At 51.7% G+C, this 16,779-nt stretch carries 16 protein-coding genes; 7 read left to right on the top strand and 9 right to left on the bottom strand.

Translation table 11 applies throughout. The annotated features are described in order from the left end of the window. The first annotated feature begins 97 nt into the window (after positions 1 to 97). From QQK89_RS07750 to QQK89_RS07760, 3 genes are all read left to right on the top strand, one after another. Positions 98 to 1,660: a PucR family transcriptional regulator gene (locus tag QQK89_RS07750; protein ID WP_284237951.1), complete on the top strand. Its 1,563-nt coding sequence runs from the start codon at positions 98 to 100 to the stop codon at positions 1,658 to 1,660. Positions 1,661 to 2,031: 371 nt separating this feature from the next. Further along, positions 2,032 to 3,132: a glycosyltransferase gene (locus tag QQK89_RS07755; RefSeq protein WP_284237952.1), complete on the top strand. Its 1,101-nt coding sequence runs from the start codon at positions 2,032 to 2,034 to the stop codon at positions 3,130 to 3,132. Next, a complete protein-coding gene (locus QQK89_RS07760) occupies positions 3,129 to 3,731 on the top strand; it encodes a glycerol-3-phosphate acyltransferase (protein ID WP_284237953.1) in 603 nt (200 codons plus the stop codon). Before QQK89_RS07755 ends, QQK89_RS07760 begins: the two co-directional genes overlap by 4 nt. A gap of 91 nt (positions 3,732 to 3,822) precedes the next feature. Here the strand turns inward: QQK89_RS07760 and QQK89_RS07765 are convergent, their stop codons facing one another. The 3 genes from QQK89_RS07765 to QQK89_RS07775 all read right to left on the bottom strand — a co-directional run bounded on the left by QQK89_RS07765 (position 3,823) and on the right by QQK89_RS07775 (position 7,931). Next, positions 3,823 to 5,112, bottom strand: a complete 1,290-nt coding sequence (locus QQK89_RS07765; protein WP_284237954.1) for a WD40/YVTN/BNR-like repeat-containing protein — start codon at positions 5,110 to 5,112, stop codon at positions 3,823 to 3,825. Between the two features lie 856 nt (positions 5,113 to 5,968). Continuing rightward, entirely contained in the window at positions 5,969 to 6,877 is a 909-nt protein-coding gene (locus QQK89_RS07770) for an AraC family transcriptional regulator (RefSeq protein ID WP_284238217.1), read from the bottom strand. Positions 6,878 to 7,013: 136 nt separating this feature from the next. Next, entirely contained in the window at positions 7,014 to 7,931 is a 918-nt protein-coding gene (locus QQK89_RS07775; protein ID WP_284237955.1) for an aldo/keto reductase, read from the bottom strand. Between the two features lie 316 nt (positions 7,932 to 8,247). On the opposite strand from QQK89_RS07775, the gene QQK89_RS07780 reads away from it, so the two are divergent. Both QQK89_RS07780 and QQK89_RS07785 read left to right on the top strand, forming a co-directional pair. Next, the gene (locus tag QQK89_RS07780) at positions 8,248 to 9,108 is read left to right on the top strand and encodes a patatin-like phospholipase family protein (RefSeq protein ID WP_284237956.1); all 861 of its coding nucleotides are present in this window, start codon (positions 8,248 to 8,250) and stop codon (positions 9,106 to 9,108) included. 244 nt (positions 9,109 to 9,352) lie between these two features. Continuing rightward, a complete protein-coding gene (locus QQK89_RS07785) occupies positions 9,353 to 10,006 on the top strand; it encodes a FusB/FusC family EF-G-binding protein (protein ID WP_284237957.1) in 654 nt (217 codons plus the stop codon). A 53-nt stretch (positions 10,007 to 10,059) separates the two neighbouring features. Here the strand turns inward: QQK89_RS07785 and QQK89_RS07790 are convergent, their stop codons facing one another. Further along, positions 10,060 to 10,506 (bottom strand): DUF4395 domain-containing protein, encoded by a 447-nt coding sequence (locus QQK89_RS07790; protein ID WP_284237958.1) that lies wholly within the window; start codon positions 10,504 to 10,506, stop codon positions 10,060 to 10,062. Positions 10,507 to 10,683: 177 nt separating this feature from the next. Between QQK89_RS07790 and QQK89_RS07795 the strand changes: the two genes are divergently transcribed. Beyond that, positions 10,684 to 11,142 carry an HPP family protein gene (locus QQK89_RS07795; RefSeq protein ID WP_284237959.1) on the top strand — a complete coding sequence of 153 codons (459 nt, stop codon included), beginning with the start codon at positions 10,684 to 10,686 and terminating at the stop codon, positions 11,140 to 11,142. Positions 11,143 to 11,257: 115 nt separating this feature from the next. Further along, on the top strand, positions 11,258 to 12,655 hold the full coding sequence (locus QQK89_RS07800; protein WP_284237960.1) for an MATE family efflux transporter: 1,398 nt from the start codon (positions 11,258 to 11,260) through the stop codon (positions 12,653 to 12,655). A gap of 109 nt (positions 12,656 to 12,764) precedes the next feature. Here the strand turns inward: QQK89_RS07800 and QQK89_RS07805 are convergent, their stop codons facing one another. The 5 genes from QQK89_RS07805 to QQK89_RS07825 all read right to left on the bottom strand — a co-directional run bounded on the left by QQK89_RS07805 (position 12,765) and on the right by QQK89_RS07825 (position 16,776). Further along, a complete protein-coding gene (locus QQK89_RS07805) occupies positions 12,765 to 13,010 on the bottom strand; it encodes a DUF6953 family protein (protein WP_284237961.1) in 246 nt (81 codons plus the stop codon). Between the two features lie 486 nt (positions 13,011 to 13,496). Next, positions 13,497 to 13,931, bottom strand: a complete 435-nt coding sequence (locus QQK89_RS07810; RefSeq protein WP_284237962.1) for a hypothetical protein — start codon at positions 13,929 to 13,931, stop codon at positions 13,497 to 13,499. 44 nt (positions 13,932 to 13,975) lie between these two features. Next, positions 13,976 to 14,881, bottom strand: a complete 906-nt coding sequence (locus tag QQK89_RS07815; RefSeq protein WP_284237963.1) for an ABC transporter ATP-binding protein — start codon at positions 14,879 to 14,881, stop codon at positions 13,976 to 13,978. After that, on the bottom strand, positions 14,868 to 15,899 hold the full coding sequence (locus QQK89_RS07820) for an ABC transporter ATP-binding protein (protein ID WP_284237964.1): 1,032 nt from the start codon (positions 15,897 to 15,899) through the stop codon (positions 14,868 to 14,870). Before QQK89_RS07820 ends, QQK89_RS07815 begins: the two co-directional genes overlap by 14 nt. A gap of 31 nt (positions 15,900 to 15,930) precedes the next feature. Continuing rightward, positions 15,931 to 16,776, bottom strand: a complete 846-nt coding sequence (locus QQK89_RS07825) for an ABC transporter permease (protein ID WP_284237965.1) — start codon at positions 16,774 to 16,776, stop codon at positions 15,931 to 15,933. Positions 16,777 to 16,779: the final 3 nt, after the last annotated feature.

The raw sequence follows: 16,779 nt of genomic DNA on the forward strand, positions 1-16,779 counted from the left end.
TCCAAATGGGGGAGCCCTTTAGCCGTTTCAAGGACGTTATAAGATGATGCTTGCGAAGTAAGGGTTGCATGCGAAATTCTTGTTGGGAGGGGATACCATGCTGTTAACCGTTGAAGATGCCATGCGCGTTTTTCCGTTGTCCGAAGGCAAGTTAATCGCGGGTAAAGCGGGGGGCTTGAGGCCGCTCAAAGCCGTTAACATTATTGATGCGCCTGATTTTGTGCAATGGGCCAAAGAAGGGGATATGTTTTTTACGACCGCTTATGTGTTCAAAGACTCCGTAGAAGAAGCGATTGCCACCATACGCAGCCTTCATCAGCGGCAATCCGCCGGACTTGGCATCAAGCTTGGCCGATTCTGGTCGGAGATGCCCGCCGCCTTGATTGAGGAGGCGGATTCGCTTGGTTTTCCGCTCATTGAGCTGCCTTATCCATTTGCTTTCTCGGACCAGATCAACGGCTTGCTGCAGGAAGAGATTAATAGAAGCACTCTCTGGCTGAAGCGGGTAGTCGAGAAGCAGAAGAGGCTCATGAATGTTGCCCTCTACCAGAGCAAAACCGATAATCCGTTCCAGCGGATCTCCGCGGTGATGGAATACCCGATGGCGATTGTAGGCGGGAGAGGCCATATCCTGTACAACGATACGGCTTGCTCGGAAGGGGAGCTCATGAGCGAGTGGCCTTGGAAAGCGGAACCGCGGCGCATGACGAGGAACAACCGCCAATTTTACCGGCTGCCGCTTATGCAGGAGGATGAGGGGATTGGGTTCGCGATTTTTGTTCTGCCCGCCGAATATATGCCTAAATCCGAAGAGGGCTTATTCCATCAAGCCTCCGAGATGCTGGCTTATTACTTATCTAAAATGATGGAGAACGGCTCGGACACGTATTGGCACCAGGAGCTTGGCACGATGATCAATCATTATTTGGACGAGGGAACATCGCTGGATACGGTGTTGCATCAGGCGGAGAAAGCCGGTGTCCACGTTCTTGAGAATAAATTTGTTTGCGTGTTATGCGCAGCTGAAGAGAATAGGGATTATCTCTTGCAGCCCGCCCGGCTGAAGGGTGTCCGGCAAGAGCTTGAATTCAATCCGGCGATTCGCGACAAGAGAGGTTATCATGTTCTGACCGACGCCGGTTTATTATCGATCTATCCGGTATCCGGTACGGGAACGGTTCAGGCGATCGCCTCCGCGCTTGAAGCCGTAAGTCCAAAGGACGGTCAGCTGCGGTTCGCCTTCAGCACGCCCAAAGATTCTGCCATCCATCTGGCGGAAGCCTACGGCGAATGCAAGGAAACGATCAAGCTTAGCCGGAAGTTGTATGCGCAGGAGAAAATCCTGCATTTTGATACGATTCAGATGGCGCATTTATTCCAATACGTTCCGGGGGACAGCATGCGCCAGTATTGCAGGCATGTGCTGGGTCCGCTAATTGATTCCGACACCGCTCAGGCGCAGGATATGCTGCAGACGCTGGATGCATACGTAACTAACGAAGGTTTGCTTGGGGATACGGCCAAACATCTGTATGTGCACCGGAATACGGTCAGCTACCGGCTTGAGAAGCTAAGCGAGCTGCTCGGACTGGATTTCAAAAAACCGAACGATTTCATGAAGCTTCGTTTGGCTATATTGTTTTTGCGGATGATGGATTAGTGTGGGCAATCCCGAAGGTTTGGCTGGCGAGAATAAACGTTCAAGGCAAGGCAGTGCTTCCTTTCGACGGGAAGTGGATCGCAATTAGCCCGGACATGAAATAAGACCCCGTGAGGGTCTTATTTCATGTCCGGGCAGTCAAATTGGAGAGGATAAGACCCCACGGGGGTCTTATTAATCGCTGGCGGCGATAAAAGGCGCGGAAATGGCAGGTAGACGATGAACTCATGCGGGTGGCCACCTTATATCCGTCTTTTAATAAAAATTAATGGTGCAAGCCTATATCATCCAAAGATATCCGTTCTTAGATCAACCGCAAAGACCATATATTTGCTGTATAAGCAATAAACAAGTCTTGAGGGGGTATGGATATGGGGTTACTGCTGTCAGCCCTGCTCGTATGCGCCTCGGTTGCGGGATTCGTGTTGTTCCGAAGAAATACGGTTCCCATTAGTAGTAAAGTCCCTCAGCCAAGCCATAAGGTATCCGTCATTATTCCGGCTAGGAATGAGGAAAGCAATCTGCCGCATCTGCTCCATTCGCTTAAGAATCAGACGGTTCAACCGCTGGAAATCATCGTTGTGGACGATCATTCGGACGATCGGACAAGAACGATCGCGGAGAGCTACGGGGTAACGGTGATTGCCAATCCGGACCTCCCTTCGGGCTGGACAGGCAAGAATTGGGCGGTGTGGAACGGTTATAGGCAAGCGAGCGGCGACCTGTTTGTTTTTCTGGATGCGGATGTAAGGCTTGCGCCTGATGCATTGCGGTCTCTTCTTGCGGCAAGGGAAGAGCAAGGCGGGGTTGTTTCGGTTGTGCCTTTTCATGTGGCGGAAAAGTTTTACGAGCGGCTGGCGCTCATTCCGAATCTGCTTGGCTTATTTGCCTTTACGTCCCCAATTGAACGGACAAACCCGGAAAAAGGACTCTACGGTTCCTGCATCCTAGCGACGAGAGAGGATTATGAACAAGCGAAGGGGCATGAAGGCGTCAAAGCGGAAGTGCTTGATGATCTCAATCTGGGAGCGCGCTTTATCGCGGCAGGTATAAAAGTCACCAATTATATCGGACGAGGAATGGTATCGTTCCGCATGTATCCGGGGGGAATCAAAAGCGAAATTCAAGGCTTCAGCAAAGGGGCCGTCCTCAGTACCAGCAAGCTTCATATCGGTACGACGCTGCTTGTAGCCGTCTGGCTGATTGGGCTTATCGCGGCGGAAGCGGCTCCTTTTGTCATCGGAACATCGGCTTTGCTGCCTCTGGCAATCGGTTATGCGGTGTACACGCTCCAAATCTATTATTTTGTCCGTTATACGGGACGATTCGGGTTCTGGCTTCCTGCCGTTCATCTGTTAAGCACCATCTTCTTCTTGTACGTAATGCTGTATTCTCTTTATCAAGTCGTTTTTCTGCGGAGAGTGGCCTGGAAGGGGAGAAGTATTGACGTAGGGGGGCGTGAGAAACCATGATCTTCTTATGGACGATAGTCGCTTTTCTCGCAGGTTCCTGCATGTTCTCGTATTGGATCGGGCGGATGAAACGGCATAATTTGAAAATGTACGGCGACGGAAATCCGGGTGCGATCAACTTGTGGAAGGCAGCAGGTTTCACGTATGGCGTATGCGGCATAGTGCTGGATTTCGCAAAAGGGTACTTGCCGATGCTCTTGATGCATCACAGCGGCGCGGTTACGGGGTTTGGCATCCTCATTCCGGCGGCGGCCGCTATTATGGGGCATATGTTCTCGCCGTTTACAGGCTGGAAGGGCGGGAAAGCAATCGCCGTCACGTTTGGCGTATGGAGCGGGCTGACCGGCTTTGCGGCTTCGCTGGCTTATGCCATTATTCTGGCGGTATTGTTATCTGCTACGAGGCTAATGAACAAAGGAAAGCCTACCACCTCGGAAACGGATGCCTTCCATGTCGTATTGGGAATGCTGCTGCTTGCCATTTATCTGGTGCTGGACAGCTATTCCTGGCCGTACGTGTTGTTTGGCATCATTAATTTTCTTCTGCTCGCTTATTCGCACCGCAAGGAACTTACGGCCGTTAAGGATATGAACTATTAATCATACGAATAAAAAAAGCCCTTCCGAGCAGACCCCGATGATAAGGGATGCACGGAAGGGCTTTTTCGAGCGTCTAGCATTTATAGGCTTATTATGCCTGCGGTTTCTTGAACGTAAACGTCTTGTGCCAGGACTTGCCGCCGTCCGTGGACGTGTACAACACAGCCGGGTTTGTGCCGTCCGTTGCAATAAACCAGATATGGCTTGCGTCAGCCGCTGCCATGTATTGCGTGCCGAAGCCGGCAAACTCGGACTTGCCGATCGACCAATGCTTGCCGCCGTCCGTCGTTTGCATAATGGTATTAGGCGTATCGCAAGCTTGGCATTGTCCGCCCATAACCGCCGTTTGAGGGTTTACGACATACAAGGTGCCGGGGCTAGTGCTCTTCATGCCATTCGGGATATTCGCGTCGTCCATGGTGAATCCGGGAGCTGGTCCGGATCCGGCGCCGTTCTTCACGATAACGGGAGTCCACGTTTTCCCGCCGTCCGTTGTATGGAACAGGGAGTAGGAAATTTGCGTCATGCCGGCGTCGCCAATTAGCTCGATCCATGCGTCTTTGTCCGCGGTAGAACGGATGATGACTTTGCCCGGTGCGACTTCGGTTTTGCGCGACATAACGGTATCCCATGTTTTTCCGCCGTTAGCGGAATGCATGAAGAGCATGCTGCCGTTAACCATTTGCACAGCCCAACCGTTGTTCACGTCGTGGAAGTAAACTTCGTCGATTTCTTTGCCTGGCGTTTGAAGTTCGGTCCATGTTTTGCCGCCGTCTTTGGTCATGGCGTTTCCGCTAAATGCGGTTTTGTCGCTTGTGAAATGGAGATAACCGCGGTTAGGAACGGTTCCCGCATTTGTCCATGTTTTACCACCGTTTGTGGATTGGATTAGCGTGAGCGATTTGGCGTTCTCGTCGCCAACGGTTGCCCATACTTTGCTGCTGCTCAGCGCAAAAATCTGGTTGACCGGCTTATCGCTGGAATATTGCACCTTCCAGTGAGCGCCGCCGTCGTCGGTTCTTGCGATTTGGCCGTTGCCGGCTACCCAGCCGGACTTGGCGTCCGCAAGCCGAAGGGCCGTAACGTTGCTGATCTGCGCCTCTTGCTCGTTTGTGCTGACCGGCGTCGGATTGGAAGAATTGCCGCCACCTGCATTGTCCGTGTTGCCGGGTTGCTGAGAGGAAGTTTCTCCGTCAGGAGAAGAGCTAGGTGTAGTAGTAGAGCCGGAATTCGTAGAATTCGAGTTAGAGGGGGAGTTGCTCCCGGTCTCTTCCGTTGCCGGCGTATTGGTAGAATTGTCGTCCGACTTCGAGCAGCCTGCAAGAAGTAGAGTCACACTGAGCGTCAATAGGAGAATGAGGGTGCTGATTTTTTTAATCATGATGTCACCGCCTGAATGTTTTATTAGTAATAGCTTAACCTTCCTCTCCTTAGACGAACCATGTTCGACGAGTGTTGCAGGGAATTTTAGTAATAAAGTAATTTGGGTGAACGGAAGAGGGTGCTGGCACGCAACATCTGTTGTAGCAGGCAAAAAGCCTGCTACGGGTTAGTGAGGCGAGGTGCGACAGGTGCGTGGAGCGAAGTAGCAGGCAAAAAGCCTTCTACAGAGAAGTGAGGCGAGGTGCGACAGGTGCGCGGGGCGAAGTAGCAGGCAAAAAGCCTGCTACTGGAGAGTGCCGAGAGGTGCGACGGGTGCGCAGAGCGAAGTAGCAGGCAAAAAGCCTGCTACAGAGTAGTGAGGGAAAGGTGACGGGTGCGTGAAGCGAAATAGCAGGTAAAAAGCCTGCTGCAGAGTAGTGAGTCGAGGTGCAACAGGTGAGTGGAGTGAAATAGCAGGTAAAAAGCCTGCTACAGGGTAGTGAGGGAAAGGTGACGGGTGCGTGAAGCGATATAGCAGGCAAAAAGCCTGCTGCAGAGTAGTGAGTCGAGGTGCAACAGGTGAGTAGAGTGAAATAGCAGGCAAAAAGCCTGCTACAGAATAATGAGGCGAGGTGCGACAGGTGCGTGGAGCGAAATAGCAGGCAAAAAGCCTGCTACAGAGTAGTGAGGCAAGGTGCGACAGGTGAGTGGAGTGAAATAGCAGGCGAAAAACCTGTTACAGGTTAGTGAGGCGAGGGGCGGCAGGTGCGCGGAGGGAAATAGCAGGCAAAAAGCCTGCTACAGGCGGGCTGCTGTCTAAGCGCAAAAAAAGGGCCGTCCCTCGTCGAGGGGCAGCCACTTTGAGCTTTTATCGGTTATTCCGCTTTTTTCTTGATCGGAATATATATATCCATTTGAATCTCCGCCAGCTCATGGTTGCTGCGCTCATCGTACAGCTCGAACTCCGGCTTGCCGGCATGCTCGTAACCGGAATGCGGGAACCACTCGCCAAAGATCGTCATCCAGGTGCTTTGGATCGAGGAAGAGAACTGCTCCCGCGGCACTTTAGGCGTCGTGAATACGGCGTATTCGGCGCCTTCGAACTCTTGGCAGACGAGGCCTTCGCCCTCCACGCCTTCAAAAGATTCGGCTTCCATGCCAATCAGATAGGAGAAGCTGTCCGAACCCATATCGAAGTTGTAGCAGATGCCAAGCTCGACGGGGGACTCTTTGTGCACGCGGTTAGGAATGTTTCGGTACAGCTCTTTTTGAATATATTCCTGCCAGAACGCCGGAATCTCCCGATGGTTGTCGCCGTTTGCTCTGGTGCGGATCTCGTAGCCGATCACTTTGAAGGCCGGTTTCGTCACAATTTTATAATCCATTCGTATTCCTCCTAGATAGGGATTGTACTTGCGCTGAAGCACGTTCAGCCTGGAGTAGGCCGGAGGCTTGATCCCCCGCTTGCGGTAATCGCCAGGCGTTATATCGAAGACGCGTTTGAAGGCGCGCGTGAAGGTCTCATGATTCTGAAACCCGTTATCGAGCGCAATATCGAGCAGCTTCGCATCGGAAAAAGCAACCTGATAAGCAGATCGGGCAAGACGCCGTTTACGCACATATTCCATTACGGTCTCTCCTGCCATGGTTTGAAAGACCCGATGAAAATGAAAGTCCGAGAGCTTCGCAACTTGCGCCAGCCGCGATAAAGACAACTCCTCGCCAATATGGGCCTCAATGTAATCGATCGTCTCTTGAATCTGCATCAAATAGTCCTGCTTCATCCGGCTCAAACAGCCTCCTCGTTCTCCGATGAACCCATTGTATACGAATGGTGGTTCCGGTTCTTGATGATTCTTGCTGTACTAGAAGAACAGCCCCCGGCGTAGGGCCGGAGGCTGTTCTTATTCGTAATTAACCTTATGGCAAAATGTTGCCTGCCGCGCGGTAGATCGTATACCACTCTTCGCGAGTAAGAGTGATTTCGGCTGCTTTTACGCAGTCTTTCAGACGCTCGATGTTCATCGAACCGATTACCGGCTGCATTTTCGCAGGGTGACGCAGGATCCAAGCGATCGCAATCGTTGTGTTGCTCACGTCATATTTGCCGGCGATCTCGTCGATGGCTTTGTTCAGCTCAGGGAACTTGTCGCTGCCGAGGAATACGCCTTCGAAGAAGCCGTATTGGAATGGCGACCAAGGCTGAACCGTGATGTCGTTCAGGCGGCAATAATCGAGAATGCTGCCGTCGCGGTTAATCGCGGAGCTGTTCTCCATGTTTACGTTGATACCGTTCGAGATCATATTCGCATTGGTGATGCTCAGCTGCAGCTGGTTCGCAACGATTGGTTGTTTCACCGATTTCTTAAGCAGCTCGATTTGCATAGGGTTTTGGTTCGATACGCCGAAGTGGCGTACTTTGCCGGAGCTTTCGAGACGGTCGAACGCTTCAGCCACTTCATCCGGCTCTACCAGTGCATCCGGACGGTGCAGAAGCAGGATGTCGAGGTAGTCGGTGTTGAGACGCTTCAGAATCGCGTCAGTGGAAGCGAGGATATGTTCTTTCGAGAAGTCGAACATGCCCTGTCTAATGCCGCATTTGGATTGCAAAATAATATTCTCGCGAACAGAGTCGTTCATATGGATCGCATCCGCGAAAATTTCCTCGCAATTGCCGCCGCCGTAAATATCCGCATGGTCGAAGAAGTTTGCTCCTTGCTCAAGCGCCGTTTGAACAAAACGCTCTGCTCCTGCTTTATCCAAGGAATTAATACGCATACAGCCAACCGCTACTACCGGTACCTCTAGCGCCGTGCTTCCGAGTTTGATCGTTTTCATTGATAATTCCTCCTAAAATGAATTGTCACCCAAACAGCCGGATGGCTGGTTGTGATGATTCATGCTTCGTAAGCATGAGCTTAATGAATTGTCACCCAAACAGCTGGATGGCTGATCCTAATGACTTATGATAATAATCCATATTTCTTGTAAACGATTGCAAACAATGGGACAACCGCTTATGTATCCTTATCGATTGTGACATAGTTGCTGGTCTCTTTCAAGGCATGCGCTTAGGAAAGTTTGTTAAGTTTCTTTAGCCTTAGTACAATGAAAGGATGAATAAAGAGCATAGCCTGATCGGGAGGCAGAATGAATGAACAACCTACAATCGACCGGACTTATTTTGGAAGGCGGCGGCATGCGCGGCGTTTATACGGCCGGGGTGCTGGAGTATTTGTCGGAGCATAACGTGTATTTTCCGTACATGATCGGGGTATCTGCGGGGGCGTGCATGGGGGCGAGTTATTTGTCGAGACAGCTTGGCCGCAACCGGACCGTCAATGTGGAATGGGTGAGCGATCCCCGTTATATATCGTGGAAGAATTTCTGGACAAAACGGCAGCTGTTTGGCATGGACTTCATCTTCGATGACATTCCGAATAAGCATGTGCCCTTTGATTATGAAGCGTTCGACCGGAGTCCGGAGGAATTTGTCATTGGCACAACCGACTGCGAGACGGGAGAGACGGTCTACTATCGGAAAAGCGATCCGGATTTCGATGTGCTGAAGCTGCTCCGGGCTTCAAGCTCGCTTCCGTTTATTGCTCCTATGGTGGAATACGGTGGCCGGAAGCTACTGGACGGCGGGATCTCCGATCCCATTCCGCTGAAGAAAGCCGAAAGCGACGGTTATAAGCGGAATGTTCTTATTCTGACGAGGAACGAGGATTACCGGAAATCAGCAGGGAAGTTTGGCTGGATCGTGAAGAGAGCTTACCGCCGTTATCCCAAGCTCACCGAGATGATGCTTGGACGGCATGCCAAATACAACGAGACGCTAGATGACATTGCTCGGCAGGAGCAAGAAGGGACCGTATTTGTCATTCGTCCGCAAGAGGCGCTGACCGTTGGCCGAATGGAGCGCGATCCCGCCAAGCTGGATGCCTTGTACCGGCAGGGATACGAGGATGCGAAGCGGATCATGCCGCGGCTGCGGGCATGGCTGGAACAATAAGGTGCGGGATTGCGGGTTAAGCTTGGTCTATTTTATAATTAAGAAGTAAAGTAAAAGGAGGCGGTAACAATGGCAAATCAATTTGCCGGATTACGAAACAGCTTCATGCAGAGCCTGAATTAGGGGCGATACTTTGCATGGGGCGGACTAATTAGATGGTCGCCCGGCTATCGTTTCTAATAATGGGCTTTGCACCTTATTTGAGCGCAAGATCATTCAAATACAATAAGGGGCTGACAAAGCAATGTGTACACCATTTATTAGAAACCATCAACTGAATATGATTAAGAAACAAGTAGGCGAGCTGCAAAAAGCTTGCACGACCGTATCGGATCCGAGAGTGATTGAATCGGTCCGGTCGAATACGCCTTTTAAGGTAAAGGAAGCTTTCCCGGGAGCGACGGAAGCCGAGCAGAAGCTGCTCGAAGGTTTTGCGCCGTTAAATTCGCCTCAGGAATTCCAAGGCTATTTGCGTTCGCTCGAAGAATACGCGAAGCCGTTTGACCATGTGGACGAGAAACAGCTGAAGAAGCTGTTCCCGAAAGCGAAGAAACTGAAGGTTCCCGATCTCGCGGCGCTTGATTTGCGTTACGTAACTTATCTGGGCTGGAAGGATACCGGAACAAACAAGATGTATCTCGCTTATCACTTGAACGGCAAGCTTGTTGGAGTAGAAGGCCGATTTACGCCCGTGGGGAAAAAAAGCGTATGTTTCCTCTGCAACCGGCATGAAGAAGTAGCGTTGTTCTCGGCTGTAACGAAGTCGAAGCCCGCTAACGCTTCGCCGGATTACTACAAGGCGATCGGCAACTATATGTGCGTGAACAGCGAGACCTGCAACCGAAACATTACCGATGTAACGGTGTTGGAACGGTTTATTTCCGACATTGTTTTATAATGCGATATAGAGAAAGCCCGCCAACGTTGGCGGGCTTTCTTGCTGCTTAACCGTTAAGTTCTGCGATGGCGCAGACGGTATTGCTTGTATTGGAAATACATGAAGCAGCCGAGGCAGAAGCCGCTTAAGGCAGCAACGACGGCAGCCGTCAGCATGCCAAGCGCAATATAAGATAATACGGCAAGACCCAGGTAATGCGCGGCAAGCGTAACGGCAAGAAACATAATGGCGAGCAGATTGTTGAAGCGCAGCAGCTCGCGTGCTTCGGTCCGCTGGCTTACCGGAAGCAACGGCGAGAACAAGCGAACAAACAAATTATATTTGACTCCGTACGTACGGCTGATCAGTTGCACGGCAAGGGGAAGGGCAAGAATCCACCAAGATTGGGTAAGGACCGTTGCGATGATGCTGAGCAGAATGCCAAGCTGATTGCCGCGAACGCGGTGCAAGGGCACTTCATCGATACATTCGTAACTGAAATGAATAACCGGCTGGGACATGATTATCCTCCGTTCGGGTGTATATTAGTTCCAGTATATAATAATTCACAGTTTTCGGGTAGGTATTAATGGTTAGAAAATTTGAGAATCATTTGTGATTGACGCTTTTTCAAAAACTTTTTACAATTAATCAGGCAATAAGATGCAAGGCTGCATACAGGAGGTTAACAGAAGCGCATGAATTTAAAAATAATCGTCATTGGTCTCTACGTGGTGCTGATCTATTGGTTATCTCTCCATTTTACATTTTTGGATACTTTATTTTTCCCGACCCTTGGGGCATTCAGCTTTCTCTTCCTCACTCGCTCCTCTACAATATCCGAGATCGGCAAAGTTACTCTAGGCGCCGTGATCTCTTCGGGACTTGGAACGCTGCTACATTTCCTTTATCCCAGCCCGATCTCCCTATTCGTGAACGTCATTATTACGATGTGGCTTATCAATAAATTCAAATGGAACGCACCGCCGATTGTAGCCGTGTCGCTTGTTCCGTTTTTCTCGCATTCGCCTCACCAATGGGCCATTCCGCTCTCCGTCTGCGCGGCGCTGCTCGGTCTAATGCTGGTTCTTTATCTTGTGCAGGTCATCGAGAGCAGACGTGCGCAAATCTATGAATCGAAATCCACAGCCGTATGAAGGCGTGGATTTTTTCGTGTTTTTGGCGGAAAACGAACATAGACAAATGGGATTCATAGTAGTAGCTTATTAGATAGCTTAAGCTTTACCAATTCAACGAGAAGAATGTGATGATATGGGTATAGGACGACCCAGACTAAAAGGTAAACACGAGGCTTTCCTCGAACGGCACTTCACCGGAGTGTCCATTGATTACAGACAGATTATTGCTCTATTTATTCCGATCCTCATCGACCAGGCGTTTATCATCGGCCTTAATCTGCTGAATACGGCTATGGTCAGCTCGTCGGGCGTGGATGCGGTTAGTGCCGTTAACATGGTGGATTCGCTGAATATCTTCCTGATCAGCGTATTTATTGCGGTATCGACTGGGGGGACCGTCGTTGTGGCGCAATACAAAGGCAGCGGCAATCATCAGATGGTATCCAAATCAGCGGCAAGCTCGGTAGCTTCCGTTACGCTCGTCGCGCTGGCCATCAGTTTGATCGTTGTGGCGTTCCATAATCCGATGCTGAGGCTGCTCTTCGGATCCGCATCGCCTGATGTGCTGGAAGAAGGCAGAACGTATCTGATCGGCAGCGGCTTGTCCTATGTCGGGATTGCGATGATGGAGGCGGTATGCGGGGCGCTGCGGGGGATTGGAAGAAGCCGCGCTTCTCTTATGTTGTCGCTGGTAATGAACTTCTCCTACGTGGCGATGAACATCGTGTTTATTAACCTGATGAATATGGGCGTGCTGGGGTTAAGCATTTCGGTTAATATTTCGCGGTATGCGGCGGCCGTTCTGGCTATTGTTTATCTCGTTAAGATTGATACGAGCCTGCGGATTCGTCTTCGGGATATGTTGTCGGTCAATATTGCGATGCTGCGAAAAATCCTATTCGTAGGATTGCCCTTTGCGGCGGAGCAGATGTTTTTCAACGGGGGCAAAATCGTTACCCAAACGTTTGTCGTTAGCCTAGGCACCTATGCCATCGCCACCAATGCGATCAGCGGATCGCTTGCGAACGTGCTGCAAATTCCTTCGAACGCGCTGGCGATTACCGCCATCACGGTTATCGGGCAATGCATGGGGCAGCGGAATATAGAGGATGCGCGGAAGTTCACCCGTTCATTCCTATGGTTATCTACGGCATGTCTGTTTATTATGTCTTGTCTGATGCTGCCGTTCTTCTATCCGCTCGTGGGATTGTTCCATCCGCCGGCCGAGATTGTGGACGATATCTTTATCATTACGTTAGTTAATGCGATTATGCAGGTTATATTCTGGTCCATCAGCTTTATTATGCCGTCCGCGCTGCGGGCGGCGGGCGACTCGAAGTTCACTTCGGTCGTGTCGCTGCTCTCGATGTGGCTGTTCCGGATTGTGCTTGGTTACCTGCTCGCCATCGTGTTTGACTTCGGCATTCTTGGCGTCTGGTTTGCGATGAATTTGGAGTGGGGCGTAAGGGGAGCGGTCTTCCTCTGGCGCTTCCGCGGCAAGAAGTGGTACCGGCACCGTTTGATCGACTAATAGAGAAAGGGGCTGTCCCGTTATGGGGCAGCCCCTGTTTGTGCGTTTTGGCGATAGATTTGCCAAGTGGCCTCATGATTCGGCACCTGGCACCTCGTTAAGCCTATTCCTACGTCCAAGCCCAGAAGAAGCCGTCGCGGTCCCACGCGATTCTGCCTTTATGCAGCTTGCGAAAAGCCTTTTTGACTTCCTTCTCCAGCGACGCATTGCCGTTCTCGTTCACAAAGATGTATTGCTCGCCAAAATGCTCCTTCACATGCGCAATCGCTTCTTCCTGGCGCAAGTTCCCTCGATTCTTAATCTCATGAACCATCCATTCGGCGATTTGCTGCTCGGTTGTTGTTTCCACGTTCATTGTACGACCTCCAATACCTGATTGGCGTTATTATATCATGACTGAGTTGGAGGACAAATTTGTGCTAGCCTCTCGCTGGAGACGAAAGGTACGTGAATGGGGAGTAATCGCTAGTCGACTATGGGGAGAAAACTGCCGCGTTGCACGAAGTGCAGTATATTTGCCATAAATAAGCTTAAGAGCAAATTATACTGCGCGAATTGCAGGATAATAGGCGGTTTGGGGCTCAATTTAGCGTTTTTGAACCATTATCCTGCAGTCTGTGCAGGGTAATGGTAGTGAAGGAGCTCGTATGCCCCAAAATGCTGCATTTCGTACAAGGTGGACGGGTCGCGGGATTTACGCTGGCGCGTAGCGGGGCTTGGAGGTTGTACAGTAAAAGGAGTTACTGGAGTAATTCCAACGTACGGCGGCAAAAGGGGCGAGTTGAGCAAACAAAGCAAAAGGGGTATCCCGTCGTCGTGAACGGGATACCCCTTCAAACCTTTATCGTTGGATCGGTTCGATCCGGTACGAACCCGCGGCGCCTTCTACCGGCTGGATCGACCAACCGAACGAAAGCGCAGTCTTCGTGCGCTCCAGCTGCTCTGGCGTCAGCTGGGCGGTTACCGCTTCTTGCCCGGCTTCAAGCTCGAGCTGAGGCTCGTCGCCGAAGGCGACCCAAATCCAGCTGCGAAGTCCGCGCACGGTGTTGTATTTGATCTGATAACCGCCGCGTACCGCGGCTTCGAACGTTTCCGGCTCTTTCTGAGCGAAAGCCGCCAGATCGTCATAGTTGAATTGGAACATGCTATCGTCCTTCGGCAGATCGACTCCGGCCTTCACGCGTTCAATAATCTCGTCATCCGACCAGCCATGCCCCTTGCGAAGCGATTCGACTAGCATGGCATCCCATTGCGACAGCTTTACGATATCCGTCATGTGGTTTCAGCCTCCCTTAGCTTAGCTCTCTCATTCAAAAACCTTTACGGCAGTGCTACCCAATGTCCCGGACTTACTTCGCGCAATACGGCCGCTTCCTCGGCAGCCGAATCCGGCTTGTAGATCACGCGTTCAACATGAGCGCGCGGATCCGGTACCGGAATAGCGGACAACAGTGCCTTCGTGTACGGATGAAGCGGATTGTCGTACAACTCATCGCTGTCCGCGACTTCCACGAGGCGTCCGTGATACATCACGCCAATCCGGTCGGAAATATGCCGTACCATCGACAGGTCATGGGCAATAAACAAATACGTCAGGCCAAATTCAGCCTGTAAATCTTCAAGCATGTTAACGACCTGCGCTTGCACGGATACGTCGAGAGCCGAGATGGGCTCGTCGCAGACGACAAAGTCCGGACGTACCGACAGAGCGCGGGCAATCGAGATCCGCTGGCGTTGGCCGCCGCTGAATTCATGCGGGTAGCGGTACAGATGCTCGCGTTTCAGACCAACCTTCTCCAGCAGGGAAGCAACCACTTCTTTGCGTTCCTCAACGTTCTTATACAGACCGTGAATATTCATCGGTTCGCCGATCAAGTCCAGCACGGTCATACCCGGATTAAGCGACGAATACGGATCTTGGAAAATCGACTGGATCCGCCGGCGGAACGGCTTCAGTTGTTTCTCGCCAAGCTTCGAAAGATCTTGGCCGTCGAACTTGACCGTCCCGTCCGTGTAGTCGTACAGTCGCAGAATACAGCGGCCAACCGTTGATTTGCCGCTGCCGGATTCCCCGACAAGGCCAAAGGTTTCGCCTTTGTTGATCTGGAAGCTGACGCCGTCAACGGCTTTCAGCACCTCCGAAGTACGGCCCCAGGTATCGCGGCTTTTCACAAAATGTTTCTTCAGCTGCTGAACGTCCACCAGCACTTTTTTATCCTCTGACATGCGCAGCGCTCCCTTCAATCTCCGGATGGCGCGCAAGTTCAGCCTGAACTTCGGCATCGTTCAGCCAGCAGAGGGCACGATGGCCTTCGCTGATCTGGAAATGCGGCGGAAGTTCCGCGCATTTGGGCATGGCATGCGGACAACGTTCCATAAACGGACAGCCCGTAGGCGGGTCAAGCAGATCGGGCGGAGAGCCTTCGATCGGAACGAGCCGCTCGCGCGAGCCGCCTTGCCGCTGCGGAACCGAACGCAGCAATCCTTGCGTGTACGGATGTTTCGAATTGAAAAATATATCTTCCACGGTGCCTTCTTCCATCACCATACCGCCGTACATAACGATTACGCGGCTGCATACTTGGGCGACAACGCCCAGATCGTGGGTAATGAGCGCGATAGAGGCACTTGTCTTTTCTTTCAAGTCTTTCAGCAAATCCAGAATTTGCGCCTGAATCGTTACGTCGAGAGCCGTCGTTGGCTCATCGGCGATAAGGAGTTCGGGTTGGCAGGATAACGCCATCGCGATCATAACGCGCTGACGCATGCCGCCACTGAATTCATGCGGGTATTGCTTGACGCGGCGTTCAGGTTCGGTGATACCGACCTGACGAAGCATTTCGACCGCTTCTTTCAAAGCGGCATCCTTGCCTAGTCCGCGATGCCGGCGGATGACTTCCGTCATCTGGTCGCCGATTTTCTTAACCGGGTTAAGAGAGGTCATCGGATCCTGGAATACCATCGCGATCCGGTTGCCGCGGATCTGGCGCCATTTGCGTTCGGACAAGCCTTTCAGGCTTTCGCCGGCAAACGTAATATCGCCGCCGATCATCTCGCCCGGAGGCGGATTCATCGCCATAATCGCTTTGGCGGTGACGCTTTTGCCGCTGCCGGATTCGCCAACGATACCGATGGTTTCTCCTTGATCGATATGAAAGCTGACGCCGCGAACCGCTTTGTTTTCGCCGCTTCTGGTATGGAAAGACACTTGTAGGTTATGGACGGTAAGCAGTCGGTCTGCCATCTAACGTTCGCTCCTTTCGAGTAAGCACGCGTTACCGCTTGCCAAGCTTCGGCTCGAAGCCAACGCGCAATAGATCGCCTAGAATATTAAAGCTGAGCACCGTCAGCAGTATAAATAAACCCGGGAACAACGCAAGGTAAGGCGCTTGGGCAATATAGCCTTGCGCGTTGTTCAGCATGCTTCCCCATGTGGCGTTTGGAGCTTGTACCCCAAATCCAAGGAAGCTGAGGGACGATTCCATCATAATCGCGGAAGCCACGTTATTCGTTGCGCTAACGATGATGACCGGAACAAGGCTCGGGAATATATGACGGAAAATAATGCCCAAGTGATTCTGGCCGGACGCTTTGGCGTACAGCACGTACTCGCGCTCCAGAATCGTCATGGTCTCGGCCCGTATAATACGGGACATGTTCATCCACATCAGAAGTCCAATAATGAGGACGATACTCGTCAGGTTCGGCTTCAGGAATACGCTGAGCAGCAGCATAACGAGGAAGCTTGGGATCGACAAAATCACTTCCAGCAAACGCATCAGCAGGTTGTCGATCCAACCGCCGAAGTAACCGCTGACTACTCCGACGATCACGCCGATCGTAGTCGCCAGAATCATGGCCGAGAAGCCAACCATCAGCGAGACGCGACCGCCGTAGAGCGCGCGGGCGAAGTAGTCGCGGCCATAGTCGTCGGTGCCGAACCAGTGCAAGGAGCTTGGCGACTTCAGTCGCTGCAAGGCATCCAGCGCGTTAGGATCTTTAGGGGAGAGGAAAGCAAAGACCGCTCCCAATATGAAAATACCGAGAATCGCAATTGCGACGATTCCCATTTTGCTGCGTACGAGCTCGAGGCCCGCATTTCGCCATTTGGTCCGATTCATGAG

Origin of the sequence: Paenibacillus glycanilyticus (assembly GCF_030161375.1) — a bacterium.
Classification (GTDB): Bacteria; Bacillota; Bacilli; order Paenibacillales; family Paenibacillaceae; genus Pristimantibacillus; species Pristimantibacillus glycanilyticus_B.

What these genes read in the sequence shown, in the direction of transcription:
- QQK89_RS07750 (WP_284237951.1), top strand. Translation starts at nt 98, where the DNA reads ATGCTGTTAACCGTTGAAGATGCCATGCGCGTTTTTCCGTTGTCCGAA.
- QQK89_RS07755 (WP_284237952.1), top strand. Translation starts at nt 2,032, where the DNA reads ATGGGGTTACTGCTGTCAGCCCTGCTCGTATGCGCCTCGGTTGCGGGA.
- QQK89_RS07760 (WP_284237953.1), top strand. Translation starts at nt 3,129, where the DNA reads ATGATCTTCTTATGGACGATAGTCGCTTTTCTCGCAGGTTCCTGCATG.
- QQK89_RS07765 (WP_284237954.1), bottom strand. Translation starts at nt 5,112, where the DNA reads ATGATTAAAAAAATCAGCACCCTCATTCTCCTATTGACGCTCAGTGTG.
- QQK89_RS07770 (WP_284238217.1), bottom strand. Translation starts at nt 6,877, where the DNA reads ATGAAGCAGGACTATTTGATGCAGATTCAAGAGACGATCGATTACATT.
- QQK89_RS07775 (WP_284237955.1), bottom strand. Translation starts at nt 7,931, where the DNA reads ATGAAAACGATCAAACTCGGAAGCACGGCGCTAGAGGTACCGGTAGTA.
- QQK89_RS07780 (WP_284237956.1), top strand. Translation starts at nt 8,248, where the DNA reads ATGAACAACCTACAATCGACCGGACTTATTTTGGAAGGCGGCGGCATG.
- QQK89_RS07785 (WP_284237957.1), top strand. Translation starts at nt 9,353, where the DNA reads ATGTGTACACCATTTATTAGAAACCATCAACTGAATATGATTAAGAAA.
- QQK89_RS07790 (WP_284237958.1), bottom strand. Translation starts at nt 10,506, where the DNA reads ATGTCCCAGCCGGTTATTCATTTCAGTTACGAATGTATCGATGAAGTG.
- QQK89_RS07795 (WP_284237959.1), top strand. Translation starts at nt 10,684, where the DNA reads ATGAATTTAAAAATAATCGTCATTGGTCTCTACGTGGTGCTGATCTAT.
- QQK89_RS07800 (WP_284237960.1), top strand. Translation starts at nt 11,258, where the DNA reads ATGGGTATAGGACGACCCAGACTAAAAGGTAAACACGAGGCTTTCCTC.
- QQK89_RS07805 (WP_284237961.1), bottom strand. Translation starts at nt 13,010, where the DNA reads ATGAACGTGGAAACAACAACCGAGCAGCAAATCGCCGAATGGATGGTT.
- QQK89_RS07810 (WP_284237962.1), bottom strand. Translation starts at nt 13,931, where the DNA reads ATGACGGATATCGTAAAGCTGTCGCAATGGGATGCCATGCTAGTCGAA.
- QQK89_RS07815 (WP_284237963.1), bottom strand. Translation starts at nt 14,881, where the DNA reads ATGTCAGAGGATAAAAAAGTGCTGGTGGACGTTCAGCAGCTGAAGAAA.
- QQK89_RS07820 (WP_284237964.1), bottom strand. Translation starts at nt 15,899, where the DNA reads ATGGCAGACCGACTGCTTACCGTCCATAACCTACAAGTGTCTTTCCAT.
- QQK89_RS07825 (WP_284237965.1), bottom strand. Translation starts at nt 16,776, where the DNA reads ATGAATCGGACCAAATGGCGAAATGCGGGCCTCGAGCTCGTACGCAGC.